Genomic DNA, 14572 nt, shown 5'->3' with positions numbered 1-14572 from the left:
TGACTCCAGAATGATTGCCCGAAAGAGGGAGGGTATGGGATGTCTTTTCTGGCGGAAAAAAGATGTCTGAGCGCAGCGAGTTGCTTTTTTCCAGAAGAAAAGATGTCCCATGGCCTCCCGGCCCCGCCAGAACGGGGTTTCAGAAGAACACAAAATGGTCCACAAGAAGTACCACAAACAGCGCCATGAGGTAAGTGATGGAATACTTGAAGGTATTGAGCGCCACCCGGCGATCATCGTCCTTCAACAGCCGGACGGCGTACCAGACAAAGCGTAGCCCCAGTGCCAGGGCACCCACCAGATAAATACCGCCCGACATGCCTGTGACAAAAGGTAGCAGGCTGGCCGCCAGCAACAGCAGCGTATACAGCAGGATATGCAGCTCGGTGTAATGGTTGCCATGGGTCACCGGCAACATCGGAATCCCCGCCTTGGCGTACTCCTCCTTGCGGTGGATCGCCAGCGCCCAGAAGTGCGGCGGCGTCCAGGCGAAGATGATCAGCACCAGCAGCAGCGCATGCCCCTCCACCTGACCGGTCACCGCCGTCCAGCCCAGCAGCGGCGGCATGGCGCCGGCCAGACCGCCAATAGTGATATTTTGCGGCGTGGCCCGCTTCAGGAACAGGGTATAGACCCCGGCGTAACCCACCAGGGACGCCAGGGTGAGCCAGGCGGTCAACTGATTGACCATCACCATCAGGACCGCCATGCCGGCACAGGCCAGCGCCATGGCAAAGGCAATGGCCTCAAACGGCGAAACACGCCCGGTAGCGACCGGGCGCCGACGGGTCCGGGCCATCAGGGTATCGATCTTCTGGTCGACAATATGATTGACCACCGCTGCAGAGCCGGCCAGCAGGGCGATGCCCAGGTTGCCAAACAAAAGCACCTCCCAGCCTGGCACGCCCGGCGCCGCCAGCAACATGCCGATCACCGAAGTCAGGATCATCAGCGCGACCACCTTGGGCTTGGTCAGCTCCAGGAAATCCCGCCAGCCAATCGCCCGGCCGCGGGCTTGAAGTGGTTTCTGGATCGGCAGTGTTCTTGTGGAATTGTTCATGCCGTCGCCTCCCGAGAGATGACTGGTGGGCTATCCATACTAGCCCTGGGTTCCGGTAACTGGTGATGGCGCCAGATCAGGTGCACCACCGACACCAACAGCAACGCACCCATGGCATTGTGCGCCACCGCAATGGCCAGCGGAATGTGCAGAAGGACATTGGCCAGCCCCAGCGCCACCTGCAGCGCCAGCGCCAGGGCCACCCATTGCAGTGCGCGGGTCAGGCCGGTGTCACCGCGCTGGCGCCAGAGTACCGCCAGCAGTACAGTGAAATACGCCAACACCAGCAGGGCACCTGCCCGATGGGTCACATGGATGGCCACCCGGCCATCCGCCGTCAACTGGCCACCCAGGTAATTGGGACCAACCTGCTGGGTAATATCGAAGCCATGCCGGAAATCCATACCCGTCGGCCACCACTGGCCCTGACAGGTGGGCAGATCGGTACAGGCCACGGCTGCGTAGTTAGCCGCCGTCCAGGCGCCGAGCGCAATCTGCAGTACCACCAGTAGCAAGCCGCCATACAACCAGGGCCGAAAGCCCGCCACCGGACTGTTGTTGTGCGCCGTGCCGGCCGATTGGCCGAACCGGGCCCATTTTCTCAATCGAAGGGTCAGTAACACCAGCAGCGTCAGGGTGGTAAAACCGCCAAGCAGGTGCAGGGCCACTGCCTGGGGCCAGAGTTTGAGGGTCACCGTCCACATGCCAAACGCGGCCTGCAGGACCACAAAGCCAGCGATAAACAACGGCAAGCGAACAGGAATGCCGGACTTACGGTAGCGAACGGCCGTCCCAGCCAGTCCAAAAATTAACAGGCCGAGGGTGCCTGCGGCATAACGATGAATCATTTCCGGCCACCCCTTGGCCACATCCACCGGGGTTTCCGGGAAGCGGGCATTGGCGATGGCAATATTGTCGGCACCCTGGGGCACGGTCAGGAAGCCATAACAGCCGGGCCAGTCCGGGCAGCCCAGGCCTGCGTGGACGAGCCGGGTCCATGCGCCCAGGGTGATCACCACCAACGCCAACCCACAGCCAACCGCAGCCCAGACAGCCATTTTCCGGGCCGGGGCCTGGGTCGCCAGGGTTGTCTCACGCTCAGTTTCCACCTTCGCCATGCCCACACGCCTCGTCAGCCAATCTGGGAGAGCTTCAGCAAATGCTTCAGATCCTTCAGTAATTGCTTGCCGGTATGCTCCGGACCATAACCCATCATCACATTGCCGAAGGGGTCAATCAGCAGAATGCCCGGCTGGTTCGCCGGATTGATCGCTTCAGGCCAGGCACCAGTACCCGACCGTTGCAGACGCTCCATTAAGCGGTATTCTTCAGGCCAGCGCTGCGCCAGGTCGGCAGGGATGGAGCCCAGCCAGGCCGACCGACTGACACGGGGCGCGCTCTTGCCCAGTGCAATGTTTACCTGACGGGCCAGATACAACAGTCGCTCGCAACGGGCGTCACAGTCCTGGGCGACAACAAGCATATGCCACTGAGGGTCCGCCTGCTCGACGCCAAAACGAGCCGAAAAAGGCTGGCCGTTGGCAGTTTCGAGATTCAGCTGCTGTACCGGAATCAGGGGTTGGATCAAAGTGCCTTCGTTGGTCTGGCTGGAGGGATTCAGCCACCCGGTGAAGTACATGATGCTGGCCACAATTATCGGCCCAAAACCTACTGCAAACAGCAGCAGGGCCGTTCGCCGACCCCGGCGAACCTGTTGGGGGCCAGGCTGCCCTGAATCTGGCGTGGCATTAGCCGTCGTTGTTGTCATTATCGGCTCCTGGGGTTTTCCGGTAACTTGCCACTACTGTCAATATAGTCAGCGCCAGGGCCAGTGCAAACCACTGGGCGGCATAGCCATAGTGGGTTTTGGGTCCCATCACATCCGGTGACTGGTCAGCCCGGTAGGCTCCTGGCTGCCGGCTGCCGGAGAGCTGGATAATCATCGTCGCTGGCCGGAACGCCTCGCCGGCAACCACTTCTCTGGGCAAGGTCTGGACCCTCCGGGGCCAGGGCCCGGTTGCCGGTTTTGATTCCGCCAGCATCGGTGGTTCCGGATACGGTGCCAGCCGGCCCTGCAACGTTACCCGCTGCGTCGGTGTGTCGATGGACGGCAACTGATCGCGGGTCCGCCCGGCAGGCACCCAGCCACGATTGACCACCACAACCGGCCCGGCTTCCGGCTCAAAAAGGCTCAACACTTCATACCCCGGCACACCGTCCCGGGTGCGGTTATCCAGAAGCCATACCGGCTCCGCGTATCGGCCAGAAAGGGTGACCGGCTGGCCGGTGCGCATCTCCCGGCTCACCTGCTCAGCCCAGGGCCGCTGCTGTGCCGAGCTCTGCCAGGCCCGTAACCGTTCTTCCTTCTGTGCCGCCCGGTCCAGTTGCCAGATTCCCAGAGCCACCAGAACTGGCAGAAACACGCCAGTGAACAGCAACAACCGCCAGTCAAACTGCCATTGCCGTGCCATTACCCGGCCCTTTGTGCGGCTTTGCTATAGTGAAACCAATTACCCGGAGATTCTTCGGCTATCCAGAATGTCCCAGCAGGGGATTGGCCCATGCTCAAAATTGCCATCGTCATACTGCTCCTGGCTGTCATTGTGAGCCTGTTCAGCGGCCTGTTCTTCCTGATTCGCGATCGCGGAAAAACCCGCCGGGTGGTGAACTCCCTGGCGGTGCGGGTCTCGCTCAGTGTCTTGCTATTGCTGGTAGTACTGATTGCCCTGTGGACCGGCAATCTATCACTGAATCCAACGCCATGACCCACTGATTTAAATGATGTAGACGAAGACAAACAGACACAACCAGACCACATCCACGAAGTGCCAGTACCAGGACGAGGCTTCAAAACCAAAGTGACTGTCTTCGGTAAAGTGCCCTTTCTGAACCCGGAAGAACATGACGATCAGCATGATGGTGCCCAGGGTCACATGGGCCCCGTGGAAGCCGGTCAGCATGAAGAAGGTACTGCCGTAGATGCCGGAGCTCAGCGTCAGGTCCAGGTCCTGGTAGGCATGCATGTACTCCTCGGCCTGCAGGACCAGGAAGGCCAGGCCAAGCAGGATGGTCGCGCCCAACCACAGCTTGAGTTTCTGGCGATTACCCGCCTTCAGGGCATGATGGGCCACGGTGATGGTGAACGAGGAGCTGACCAGAAGAATAGTGTTGATCAGCGGCAGTCCCCAGGGGCCGATGATCTCTTTCGGCCCTGGGTAGGCCTCCGGGTCGGGGTTATTGACCAACGGCCAGCTGGCCTGGAAGCCCTCCCAGAGCATGTTGGCCGTGGCCTTGTCCCCCTCGCCGCCAAGCCAGGGCACGGCAAACACCCGCACGTAGAACAGCGCGCCAAAAAAGGCGGCGAAGAACATGACTTCCGAAAAAATGAACCAGCTCATGCCCCACCGGAAAGACCGGTCCATCTGATCGCTGTATAGCCCGGCGCGGCCCTCCCGGATGACGCTGCCAAACCACCCAAACAGCATGTACGCCATCACCAGGGCGCCAGCGAAGAACATCAGCCAGGACAGGGTGGTGCTTTCGCCCTGCTTGGCGTTGACCATGATCGAAGCCACCCCGTAGAGGGTCAGCCCCAGGCCCACCGTGGCAATGATCGGCCACTTGCTCTGCTCCGGAACGTAGTAGCTCTGTTCTTGTGCCATGACTCTCTCCAATCTGCTGGCCGGAGGTTATTTCACCTCCGGCGGCGTGGCAAAGGTGTGGTAGGGGGCCGGCGAGGGCACCGTCCACTCCAGACCTTCCGCCCCTTCCCAGGGCTTGGCCGGGGCCTTCTCGCCGCCTCGGACGCACTTCACCACAATGAACAGGAACAGGATCTGGGTAGCGCCGAACATGAAGGCGCCGATACTGGAGACCATGTTGAAATCGGCAAACTGCAGGGCGTAGTCCGGAATCCGGCGAGGCATACCCGCCAGCCCCAGGAAATGCATCGGGAAGAACGCCAGGTTCATGCCCACGAACGACAGCCAGAAATGGGTCTTGCCCAGGGTCTCGTCGTACATGTGCCCGGTCCACTTGGGCAGCCAGAAATACGCGGCGGCGAAGATACCGAAAATGGCCCCCGGCACCAGCACATAATGGAAGTGGGCCACCACGAAGTAGGTGTCGTGGTACTGGAAGTCCGCCGGTGCGATGGCCAGCATCAGGCCGGAAAAACCGCCAATGGTGAACAGGATGATGAAGGCCACGGCAAACAGCATGGGGGTTTCAAACGTCAGGGAACCCCGGAACATGGTGGTCACCCAGTTGAATACCTTCACCCCGGTGGGCACCGCAATCAGCATGGTGGCGTACATGAAAAACAGCTGGCCGGTCAGCGGCACGCCCACGGTGAACATATGGTGAGCCCAGACCACGAACGAGAGCAGGGCAATCGCCCCCACGGCGTACACCATCGAGGCATACCCAAACAGCGGTTTGCGGGAAAACGCCGAGACAATGTGGGAAATGGCCCCGAACGCCGGCAAAATCATGATATAGACCTCCGGGTGCCCGAAGAACCAGAACACATGCTGGAACAGCACCGGATCGCCGCCGCCGGAAGCGTCAAAGAAGCTGGTGCCGAAGTGGATGTCCATGAGCATCATGGTGACCACACCAGCCAGTACCGGCATCACTGCAATTAACAGGAAGGCGGTGATCAGCCAGGTCCAGACGAACAGGGGCATTTTCATCAGGGTCATCCCCGGCGCCCGCAGGTTCAGGATGGTGGCAATCACATTGATCGCGCCCATGATCGACGAGATCCCCATGATGTGGATTGCGAAAATAAAGAAGGTCGTGCTGGGCGGCCCGTAGGTGGTGGAGAGCGGCGCGTAGAAGGTCCAGCCAAAGTTGGGCGCGCCGCCCTGCATGAACAGCGTGGATACCAGGATCAGGAAGGCGCAGGGCAACAGCCAGAAACTCCAGTTGTTCATGCGCGGCAGAGCCATGTCCGGGGCGCCGATCATCAACGGCAGCATCCAGTTGGCCAGGCCCACGAACGCCGGCATCACCGCGCCGAACACCATGATCAACCCGTGCATGGTGGTCATCTGGTTGAAGAATTCCGGCTGCACAATCTGCAGGCCAGGCTGGAACAACTCGGCCCGGATCACCATCGCCATGCTCCCGCCCAGCAGGAACATCGCGAAGCTGAAGATCAGGTACATGGTCCCGATGTCTTTGTGGTTGGTGGTGAACAGCCAGCGAGTGATCCCGCTGGCCGGGCCATGATGGTGTTCCTGGCTGTGAGTATCTGCAACCGCGCTCATGAAAGCCCCCGTTATTCGCTCATGTATTCCATGATTTCTTTGGGTGAAACCATCTCGCCGGTGTTATTGCCCCAGGCATTGCGCTCGTAGGTGATCACTGCCGCCAGCTCCACTTCGCTGAGCTGCTCGCCGAACGCCTGCATGGCCGTGCCGGACACGCCATTGACCACGATATCCATATGCGCATCCATGTCTCCGGTCACAACGGCGGTGCCCCTCAATGATGGGAAGGCGGGCGGTGAGCCACTGCCATCCGGCTGGTGACAGGCCGCACACACGGTGTTGTAAACGCTCTCGCCCCGCTCCATCAGCTCTTCCAGGGTCCATTCCTTCTCGGTCAGCTGGCGTTCGCGCTCGGCGGCTGCCCGTTGTTCGGCCACCCAGGTCTGATATTCCTCTTCAGGAACAGCCTCGACCACCACCGGCATGAACGCATGGCCCTTGCCACAGAGCTCCGTACATTGGCCGCGATAAATGCCGGGCTCATCGATGCGGGTCCAGGCCTCGTTGATGAAACCGGGGATGGCGTCTTTTTTCACACCCAGCTCCGGCACCCACCAGGAATGGATCACGTCGTTGGAAGTCAGCAGGAAACGCACTTTCTTGCCCACGGGCACCTTGAGCGGCTTGTCCACTTCCAGCAGGTAATTCCGACCCTTGGCCTGGCGGTTCTCGATCTGATCCGTGGGAGTGGACAGGTTCGAGAAGAACCCGAACTCCTCATCCACATATTCATACTGCCAGCGCCACTGGTAGCCGGTGACTTTGATGTCCACGTCGGCGTCAGTCGTGTCGTACATATCGATCAGGGTTGCCGTGGCAGGGATCGCCATGGCCACCAGGATGGCAAATGGGATAATGGTCCAGAGGATTTCCACCACCGTGTTCTCGTGGAAATTGGCCGGCTTGTGGCCCTTGGATTTGCGGTGGGCAATGATCGACCAGAACATGACCCCGAAAACCACCACGCCGATGGCCACACAGATTCCAAGAATGGTCATGTGCAGGCCGAAGATGTCATTGCTGGTGCCAGTGACCCCCGGCGACATGTTCATGGTCCAGTCAGCCTGGCCCAAAGAGGGAACTAGAACGCCGGCCACCGCGACCATCCGGAGGGCCCGTTTGGATTGCACGCGCATACTGTGTCTCCACAGAGTGTTATTCTTGTCGGTTTTTGCGTCTGCCCGAAAACGGCTATATCAAATCCGAGTATAGACACAGATCAAGAAATGACTAAAAAACCGACAAATAAACCCGTGGTATTGACCGAATTTTGAAACCAATCACGACGAACAACACCTTCGGGACCATTGACCGACGCCTGTGGGCACTGGCCTGGCCACTGATGCTGACCAACCTCACCGTGCCGTTGCTCGGCTTGGTGGATACTGCCGTGCTCGGCCATCTGGACAGTCCCGAATACCTGGGCGCGGTCGCCGTGGGCGCCAACCTGTTCAGTATCCTGTACTGGACGTTCGGGTTCATGCGCATGGGCACCACCGGGCTGGCCGCACAGGCCTGGGGCCAACGCGATCCATTTGCCCAGGTGGCGCTCCTGCTGCGGTCACTGATGCTGGCGGTGGGCATCGGATTGTTGCTGATACTTTTCCACAAACCTCTGATTGCCCTGGGCCTGGAACTGATGAATCCAAGCCCGGCCGTGGCTGAATTGGCGGCGGAGTATGCAGGCATCCGTATCTGGAGCGCCCCGGCAGTGCTCTGTCAGTACACGCTGGTGGGCTGGCTGATCGGCACCCAGTTTCCCCGGGGCCCCATGGTGATGCTGATCATCGCCAACGGCATCAACATTGTGCTGGATATCCTGTTTGTGACCGTGCTGGGCTGGAACAGCCGGGGCGTGGCCATGGCCACGGTTATGGCAGAATACGGGGCCACGGCCATTGGCCTGGCCATCGTGCTAACCCGGATGCCGGAGGGGCAGCGCCTGACCCGGGAACTGTTCGGGCAGCTGGCCGATTACTTGAAGATTCTCCGGGTCAATCGCTACATCATGGTCCGCACCATAGCCCTGCTGCTGGTACTGGCCTTCTTTACCGCCCAGGGCGCGCGCCAAGGCGATACCGTCCTGGCGGCGAACGCGGTGCTCATCACCTTCCTGCTGGTGATTTCCAACGCCCTGGATGGCTTCGCCAACGCCGCTGAAGCCCTTATTGGAGAGGCGGTGGGCAAGGGCAGCCGGCGTCGCTTTCGGGCCGTGTTCGCGTCCGCCCTGCGCTGGTCTTTGTGGGGCGCGCTGATACTGACCATCGGATTCGTGCTGGGCGGGCGCTGGCTGATCAGTCTGTTAACCGGCATCGACGAAGTGCGAATCACGGCCTGGCAGTATCTACCCTGGCTCTGGCTGCTACCTTTTGCCTCGGTCTGGGGATTCCTGTTCGATGGCGTGTTCATCGGTGCCACCCGCACCCGGGAGATGCAGAACACCATGCTGTTTTCCGCCGTGGGAATCTTCCTCCCGGTGTGGTGGCTCACCACCGGCTGGGGCAACCATGGGCTCTGGTTTTCGCTGATCAGTCTGATGCTGGCCCGGGCCGCGAGCATGGGATGGCTGAGTTGGCGTTACACCCGAAGGAGCATCTGGTTTGAGCAGGAATGATTGTCACTTGCAGGGCAGTTTTCGAAATATTGGCTACACTGTGCCTAAACAACAGGGCGGCACCGGGAGCAGCCCATCAACCAACGGTTCGGATACCTCTGGAGGCGCCTTGCGACCTCAAATAGCGCAGAGTCAGACTGCACCCGATATGACACCACAGGTTGTCCTTGAAATCATTGACCAGGCAAGGCGCCAGGAAGCTCGCTCTGGCACCTTCTTCCGCCAGATGAAAGCTGTCCGCCTCCGGCTGCCTTCGTCTGTGGTGGTGGATTGTCGTCAACCGCCCAATTGCCTGTTCCGCTTCGCGGTGGAATACATCGAAATGGCCCCGCGCCTGATCGAATGTGTTGACGCCTGCGCGGCTGAGGCCGGCTGCAAATCCCTGTTCGAACCGTTCACCGATGCCGCCATTCGCTATTTCACCCAGCCTTCGGCGCAACTGCTGCGTTACGAGGGTTTGGATGGCCTGCTGATCCGTGCCTATCAGTGCCACCGGCTGATGGAAGACATGCACGATAATAACCGGTCTATCCGGGCCAGTGAGTTGTTTGACCTGGAAGCCGTGCGGGCCAACCTGCTGGTGCACCAGATGATTGGTGAACCCTTCGCCAATGAACTGGACGAAGCCATCACGCTGACCGTCATGAAGATTGCCGGCACCCCGGATTTCTACGACCTGGATCTCGAACCGTTTATCGAACAGGCCAACAACCGGGCCTGGGACTGGATGCGTAATTACTGGGAAAACCTATTGGTTCGCAATCACATTCATTTTGCCCTGGGCTCGTGTGGCTGACGCCGGTCACTGAATCTTTCCCCAAAAATCAGTATTCTTCGCGTTCTGATTCACCATCAAGGGGAAGACAACGTGCTGGAAAATACCGATCTGGGGAAGTTGCTGGTCCGATTGACCGTCGGCGGGCTACTGCTGTTCCACGGCATCGCCAAGCTGTTCAACGGTCTTGGATTCATTGAAGGCCTGCTGGCCAGCCACGGCCTGCCCACAGAGCTGGCCTGGGGCGTGTATATCGGTGAAATCGTGGCACCGCTGATGGTCATCCTCGGCTACCAGACCCGCATCGGGGCAGTCTTGATTGTCATCAACATGATCGTCGCGATTGTCCTGGCCCATACCAACGAGCTATTGGCCCTGAGCCGCTCCGGCGGGCTGGCACTGGAACTGCAACTGTTCTTCCTGATGAATGCCGCTGCCGTCATCTTTCTGGGTCCTGGCAAGTACAAGCTCAAGAACTGACCAATCCGCTTTGACTCCGGCGGGCATTTCCTGCAAATTACCGCGCTTTTCAAACTGCCGGCGCCCACAAGGCGCCGGTAAAGCCACAATTCCTACCCGGAGTTTGCCATGAATGCCGTTGTTGCCGCGGTCCTGATCATGCTCGTACTGAGCCTGTGCCGCATTCACGTTGTTGTTGCCCTGATTATCGGCGCTATTTCCGGCGGCCTGATTGCCGGAATGTCCCTGGACGCCACCATTGATGCCTTTAATAACGGCCTGGGAGGCGGCGCCACCGTGGCACTGTCCTACGCCACCCTCGGTGCCTTCGCGGTAGCCATTGGCAAATCCGGCCTGGCCCACGCCCTGGCGGACCGCGCCCTGGCCATGGTCGGTCGCCAGGACGACGGGGGCGCCGCCAAGGGGATCCGTTTCATGATCATTGGCCTCCTTGTGGCCATTGCCATGTCCTCCCAGAACATCCTGCCCATCCACATCGCCTTCATCCCACTAGTGGTGCCGCCGCTGTTATACGTGATGGCCAAACTACGCATGGACCGCCGGCTGGTGGCCTGCGTACTCACCTTCGGCCTCATCACCCCGTACATGTTCCTGCCGGTGGGCTTCGGCGGCATTTACCTGAACGAAATCCTGCTGGCCAACGTGGCCGACAACGGCGTGGATGCCAGCGAGTTGAACGTCATGTCCGCCATGGCCCTGCCGGCCCTGGGCATGCTGCTGGGGGTACTGGTGGCGGTGTTCTTCAGCTACCGGGGCAACCGGGACTACAACCTCGAGGCCATTGCCAAGACCGAACGCACCGACATCCAGTACAACCCGAAAACCCTGTTCATGGCCCTGGTGGCCATTGTGGTCGCCTTCGTGGTCCAGCTCTGGCTTGGTTCCATGATCCTGGGCGCCCTGGCAGGTTTTGTGCTGTTCAACGTCTCGGGCGTGGTGAAATGGAAGGAAGCGGACGACCTGTTCACCGAAGGCATGAAAATGCTGGCCATGATCGGCTTCATCATGATCACCGCCAATGGCTTTGCCGAGGTGATGCGGGAAACCGGCGACATCGCCAGCCTGGTGGAAGGCTCGGTGGGTGTGATTGGCGATAACAAGCCCCTGGCGGCCCTGCTGATGCTCGTCGTCGGCCTGTTGATCACCATGGGTATCGGCTCGTCGTTCTCCACCATTCCCATCATCGCGGCCCTGTACGTGCCCCTGGCCCTGCAAATGGGCTTCAGCCCCCTGGCCATCGTGGCCCTGGTGGGCACTGCCGGTGCCCTGGGCGATGCCGGCTCCCCGGCCTCCGACTCCACCCTCGGCCCCACCGCCGGCCTGAACGTCGACGGCCAGCACAACCACATCTGGGACACCGTGGTGCCCACCTTCCTGCACTACAACCTGCCTTTGCTCGGCTTCGGGTGGTTGGCCGCCATGGTGCTTTAGGGCTGGGAGTTGGCTTCCTTTGGTAGCCTGCTGGTATCTGGCGGGTAGTGAGGGGCTGGTGGGGGGTGTCAAAACGGAAAACGGTGGTTTTCCTGAATGTTTTGACACCCCCCACCAGCCCCTCACGTTTATCTCTTGTGATAACGCCTTTTGAAAAACATGAGAGATGCTACTCTCCAGCCAAATCTTTAAAGACCGGAAATTACTGAAATCAGCTCTTTAGGTGTACCGAAAGCACCAAAGCGATTTTAAAGAAGCCAAAAAAGGGGTTCGGGGGATAGGGTCCAAAACATTCAGGAAAACCACCGTTTTCCGTTTTGGACCCTATCCCCCGAACCCCGATTCCCGCAAAAACCCGCAGGCTACAGAGCCAAACTCCGAACTCAGTCCTCAGCGGCAGACTTAAAAAACACCACCTGCTTAACCGTATGGTCGTCCTCGTTGGCCCTGGTATTCACCCGGGTCTGCAACTCGGCAGCCGTCGGTTCGGGCTGATCAGACATCGCATCGGTAAACCCGCAGGCCACACACTCGCGCACCTGCTCGTCGTTGTCGTCCGTGAACATCATGATCTTGTCCATCTCGGCACAGCGGGGGCACACGGCACCGGCGATGAAACGTTTGGGACTTGCCATAATTCAACTCCAGATTACGTCACCGACCGTCTGTACGACGGCCGGCCAGCATTGTATCAGGCGGCGCTGTCGCTGTTGCCACTGATACCAGTTTGTTTGAGCAGCGCATCCACCTCGGGTTCCCGACCACGGAATGCCTTGAACAGTTCCATGGGCTCCTGGGAACCGCCTTTCTCCAGGATATTGGCCAGGAAAGCTTCGCCGGTCTCCGGGTGGAAGATGCCCTTTTCCTCGAACAGGGAGAAGGCATCCGCCGCCAATACTTCCGCCCACTTGTAGCTGTAGTAGCCCGCCGCGTAGCCGCCGGCGAAGATGTGGGAGAAAGCGTTGGGAAAGCGGTTGAACTCGGGCGCTTCGATCACCGCGATCTCTTCACGCACCTTGCGGTGCATGTCCAGCGGATTGGTGGGTGCTTCCTCGGTGAATTCCGCGTGCAGGCGGAAATCGAACAGGGAGAACTCCAGCTGGCGCACCATGCCCATGCCGGACTGGAAGTTCTTCGCCGCCAGCAGCTTGTCCAGCAGGTCCTGGGGCAGCGGCTCGCCGGTTTCGTGGTGGCTGGCGATCAGGGCCAGGGATTCGGGGTCCCAGCACCAGTTTTCCAGGAACTGGCTGGGCAGCTCCACTGCGTCCCAGGCCACGCCGTTGATGCCGGACACGTCCATCACGTCCACCTGGGTGAGCATGTGGTGCAGGCCGTGGCCAAACTCGTGAAACAGGGTGGTGACCTCGTCGTGGGTCAGCAGCGACGGCTTACCCTTCACCGGCGGGGTGAAGTTACAGGTCAGGAAGGCCACGGGCAGCTGCAACTGGCCACGCTGGTTACGCCAGCGCACCCGGCAATCCGCCATCCAGGCACCGCCACGCTTGCCCTGCCGGGCGTAGGGGTCGAGGTAGAACCAGGCAACCGGCTCGCCATCGCGACTGATGCAGTAGGCCTTGGCATCCGCGTGCCAGGTTTCCACCTCCGGCTTTTCCTCGATCTGCACGTTGAACAGCTTCTCGGCCACGCTGAACAGGCCACCGACCACCTTGTCCGCCGGGAACCAGGGGCGCAGGGTTTCCGGGGAGATGTCGTAACGCTTCTGGCGCAGCTTCTCGCTGTAGTAGCCCACGTCCCAGGCCTGCAGCTCGTCCACGCCATACTCGTCTTTGGCGAACGCCTGCAACTCGGCAAATTCTTTCTCTGCCTGTGGCTTGGATTTGGCCGCCAGCTGGTTCAGGAAGTCCAGTACTTCCTCGACACTGCGGGCCATCTTGGTGGCCAGCGACAGCTCCGCGTAGTTGTCAAAACCCAGCAGCTTGGCCATGGCGTGGCGGCGTTTGAGGATTTCCGCCATCACCGGGGTGTTGTCCCACTGTCCGGCATCCGGCCCCTGGTCCGAGGCTCGGGTAACAAAGGCTTCGTAGACTTCCCGGCGCAGCTCGCGGTTGTCGCCGTAGGTCATCACCGGGAAGAAGCTGGGGAAATCCAGGGTGATCACATAGCCATCCAGCTCTTTCTGCTCAGCCGCCTGCTTCGCCCCTTCCAGCGCCGATTCCGGCAGGCCGGACAGCTCGTTCACATCGGTGATGTGCTTGTACCAGTGCTGGGTGGCGTCCAGCACGTTGTCGCTGAACTTGTTGGACAGGTCCGCCAGCTCACGGGAGAGTTCGGCGTATTGCTTCTTCTGGTCCTCGGGCAAATCCACACCACCCAGACGGAAATCCCGCAGGGTGTTTTCCACCGCCTTGCGCTGGGCCTGACTCAGCTGCTCAAAGTCGTCCCGTTCCGCCAGTTTCTTGTAGGCGTCACACAGCTCGGCGTTCTGACTGATCTCGGTGCTGTACTCGGTGAGTTTTTCCAGGCAATTCTTGTACACCTGGCGCAGCTCGTCGTTGTTGGCCACGCCGTTGAGGTGACAGATCACCGACCAGGCGTTGGCCAGCTTGTTCTCCATCGCCTGCATGGGCTGGACCAGCGTGTCCCAGGTAGGGTCGTCCTGCTGGGCCAGCTGCGGAATTTTCATGCGATTTTCGCTGAGAATCTGGTCAATCGCCGGTTCCATGTGTTCGGTGCGGATATGATCGAACTTCGGCAGCAGATCGTCAGTCAGTAGCGGGTTGTTCATAAAGGCCCTTCTCAGCTGTTCGTTTATGAGATAGCTTGCATCTAAGTACGGGGTGCAGGTGGGGGATGGCTTTCAGAAACTGTGCGGAGCCAGGGATGGCGGAGCTCAAGCGTCACATGGATGTGCCGCAAGGAGCGTGTTTCTGAAAGCCATCCCCCACCTGCATCTTGCACCGTATTTTGACTATTGA

At 60.0% G+C, this 14572-nt stretch carries 14 protein-coding genes; 5 read left to right on the top strand and 9 right to left on the bottom strand.

Features of this window, described 5'->3' with window-relative positions; genetic code table 11:
• Positions 1-139: 139 nt before the first annotated feature.
• The 4 genes from cyoE to BY454_RS10175 are packed head-to-tail and all read right to left on the bottom strand — an operon-like array spanning position 140 to position 3531.
• Positions 140-1060 carry a heme o synthase gene (gene cyoE, locus BY454_RS10190; protein WP_104416415.1) on the bottom strand — a complete coding sequence of 307 codons (921 nt, stop codon included), beginning with the start codon at positions 1058-1060 and terminating at the stop codon, positions 140-142.
• Positions 1057-2178 (bottom strand): COX15/CtaA family protein, encoded by a 1122-nt coding sequence (locus tag BY454_RS10185; protein ID WP_104416416.1) that lies wholly within the window; start codon positions 2176-2178, stop codon positions 1057-1059. Before BY454_RS10185 ends, cyoE begins: the two co-directional genes overlap by 4 nt.
• 14 nt (positions 2179-2192) lie before the next feature.
• Positions 2193-2828 carry a hypothetical protein gene (locus BY454_RS10180; RefSeq protein ID WP_104416417.1) on the bottom strand — a complete coding sequence of 212 codons (636 nt, stop codon included), beginning with the start codon at positions 2826-2828 and terminating at the stop codon, positions 2193-2195.
• Entirely contained in the window at positions 2809-3531 is a 723-nt protein-coding gene (locus tag BY454_RS10175) for an SURF1 family protein (protein ID WP_104416418.1), read from the bottom strand. The genes BY454_RS10180 and BY454_RS10175 overlap by 20 nt, the downstream gene beginning before the upstream one ends.
• Positions 3532-3621: 90 nt before the next feature.
• Here BY454_RS10175 and BY454_RS10170 point away from each other — a divergent pair, with 90 nt between their 5' ends.
• Positions 3622-3825, top strand: coding sequence for a twin transmembrane helix small protein (locus BY454_RS10170; protein ID WP_104416419.1), 204 nt, complete (start codon positions 3622-3624; stop codon positions 3823-3825).
• A 9-nt stretch (positions 3826-3834) separates the two neighbouring features.
• On the opposite strand, the gene BY454_RS10165 is transcribed toward BY454_RS10170, so the two are convergent.
• From BY454_RS10165 to coxB, 3 genes are read right to left on the bottom strand one after another with little or no spacing between them, the layout of a single operon-like run.
• Positions 3835-4722 (bottom strand): cytochrome c oxidase subunit 3, encoded by an 888-nt coding sequence (locus BY454_RS10165; RefSeq protein ID WP_104416420.1) that lies wholly within the window; start codon positions 4720-4722, stop codon positions 3835-3837.
• A 27-nt stretch (positions 4723-4749) separates the two neighbouring features.
• On the bottom strand, positions 4750-6333 hold the full coding sequence (ctaD, locus tag BY454_RS10160) for a cytochrome c oxidase subunit I (RefSeq protein WP_104416421.1): 1584 nt from the start codon (positions 6331-6333) through the stop codon (positions 4750-4752).
• Between the two features lie 11 nt (positions 6334-6344).
• On the bottom strand, positions 6345-7442 hold the full coding sequence (gene coxB, locus BY454_RS10155) for a cytochrome c oxidase subunit II (protein WP_374953549.1): 1098 nt from the start codon (positions 7440-7442) through the stop codon (positions 6345-6347).
• Between the two features lie 236 nt (positions 7443-7678).
• Between coxB and BY454_RS10150 the strand changes: the two genes are divergently transcribed.
• The 4 genes from BY454_RS10150 to BY454_RS10135 all read left to right on the top strand — a co-directional run bounded on the left by BY454_RS10150 (position 7679) and on the right by BY454_RS10135 (position 11636).
• Positions 7679-8950 (top strand): MATE family efflux transporter, encoded by a 1272-nt coding sequence (locus BY454_RS10150; protein WP_104416451.1) that lies wholly within the window; start codon positions 7679-7681, stop codon positions 8948-8950.
• Between the two features lie 148 nt (positions 8951-9098).
• Positions 9099-9746 (top strand): hypothetical protein, encoded by a 648-nt coding sequence (locus BY454_RS10145; RefSeq protein ID WP_104416423.1) that lies wholly within the window; start codon positions 9099-9101, stop codon positions 9744-9746.
• A gap of 72 nt (positions 9747-9818) precedes the next feature.
• Complete coding sequence (locus BY454_RS10140) at positions 9819-10205, top strand: DoxX family protein (RefSeq protein ID WP_104416424.1); 387 nt, start codon at positions 9819-9821, stop codon at positions 10203-10205.
• A 108-nt stretch (positions 10206-10313) separates the two neighbouring features.
• Positions 10314-11636 (top strand): Na+/H+ antiporter family protein, encoded by a 1323-nt coding sequence (locus tag BY454_RS10135; RefSeq protein ID WP_104416425.1) that lies wholly within the window; start codon positions 10314-10316, stop codon positions 11634-11636.
• Between the two features lie 383 nt (positions 11637-12019).
• Here the strand turns inward: BY454_RS10135 and BY454_RS10130 are convergent, their stop codons facing one another.
• Together BY454_RS10130 and prlC are read right to left on the bottom strand one after the other, a co-directional pair.
• On the bottom strand, positions 12020-12271 hold the full coding sequence (locus tag BY454_RS10130) for a YheV family putative zinc ribbon protein (RefSeq protein ID WP_104416426.1): 252 nt from the start codon (positions 12269-12271) through the stop codon (positions 12020-12022).
• Positions 12272-12327: 56 nt separating this feature from the next.
• Positions 12328-14382: an oligopeptidase A gene (prlC, locus tag BY454_RS10125; protein WP_104416427.1), complete on the bottom strand. Its 2055-nt coding sequence runs from the start codon at positions 14380-14382 to the stop codon at positions 12328-12330.
• Between the last annotated feature and the right edge of the window lie 190 nt (positions 14383-14572).

This window comes from Marinobacter persicus (assembly GCF_002934325.1).
GTDB lineage: Bacteria > Pseudomonadota > Gammaproteobacteria > Pseudomonadales > Oleiphilaceae > Marinobacter > Marinobacter persicus_A.
The sequence above is the reverse complement of the archived record's forward strand: the minus strand, read 5'-3'. Positions and strand labels throughout refer to the sequence as shown.

Coding starts and splice junctions, on each gene's coding strand:
- BY454_RS10130 (WP_104416426.1), bottom strand. CDS start 12,271: ATGGCAAGTCCCAAACGTTTCATCGCCGGTGCCGTGTGCCCCCGCTGT.
- coxB (WP_374953549.1), bottom strand. CDS start 7,442: ATGGTCGCGGTGGCCGGCGTTCTAGTTCCCTCTTTGGGCCAGGCTGAC.
- BY454_RS10185 (WP_104416416.1), bottom strand. CDS start 2,178: ATGGCGAAGGTGGAAACTGAGCGTGAGACAACCCTGGCGACCCAGGCC.
- BY454_RS10175 (WP_104416418.1), bottom strand. CDS start 3,531: ATGGCACGGCAATGGCAGTTTGACTGGCGGTTGTTGCTGTTCACTGGC.
- BY454_RS10150 (WP_104416451.1), top strand. CDS start 7,679: ATGCTGACCAACCTCACCGTGCCGTTGCTCGGCTTGGTGGATACTGCC.
- BY454_RS10170 (WP_104416419.1), top strand. CDS start 3,622: ATGCTCAAAATTGCCATCGTCATACTGCTCCTGGCTGTCATTGTGAGC.
- ctaD (WP_104416421.1), bottom strand. CDS start 6,333: ATGAGCGCGGTTGCAGATACTCACAGCCAGGAACACCATCATGGCCCG.
- BY454_RS10145 (WP_104416423.1), top strand. CDS start 9,099: ATGACACCACAGGTTGTCCTTGAAATCATTGACCAGGCAAGGCGCCAG.
- cyoE (WP_104416415.1), bottom strand. CDS start 1,060: ATGAACAATTCCACAAGAACACTGCCGATCCAGAAACCACTTCAAGCC.
- BY454_RS10180 (WP_104416417.1), bottom strand. CDS start 2,828: ATGACAACAACGACGGCTAATGCCACGCCAGATTCAGGGCAGCCTGGC.
- BY454_RS10135 (WP_104416425.1), top strand. CDS start 10,314: ATGAATGCCGTTGTTGCCGCGGTCCTGATCATGCTCGTACTGAGCCTG.
- prlC (WP_104416427.1), bottom strand. CDS start 14,382: ATGAACAACCCGCTACTGACTGACGATCTGCTGCCGAAGTTCGATCAT.
- BY454_RS10165 (WP_104416420.1), bottom strand. CDS start 4,722: ATGGCACAAGAACAGAGCTACTACGTTCCGGAGCAGAGCAAGTGGCCG.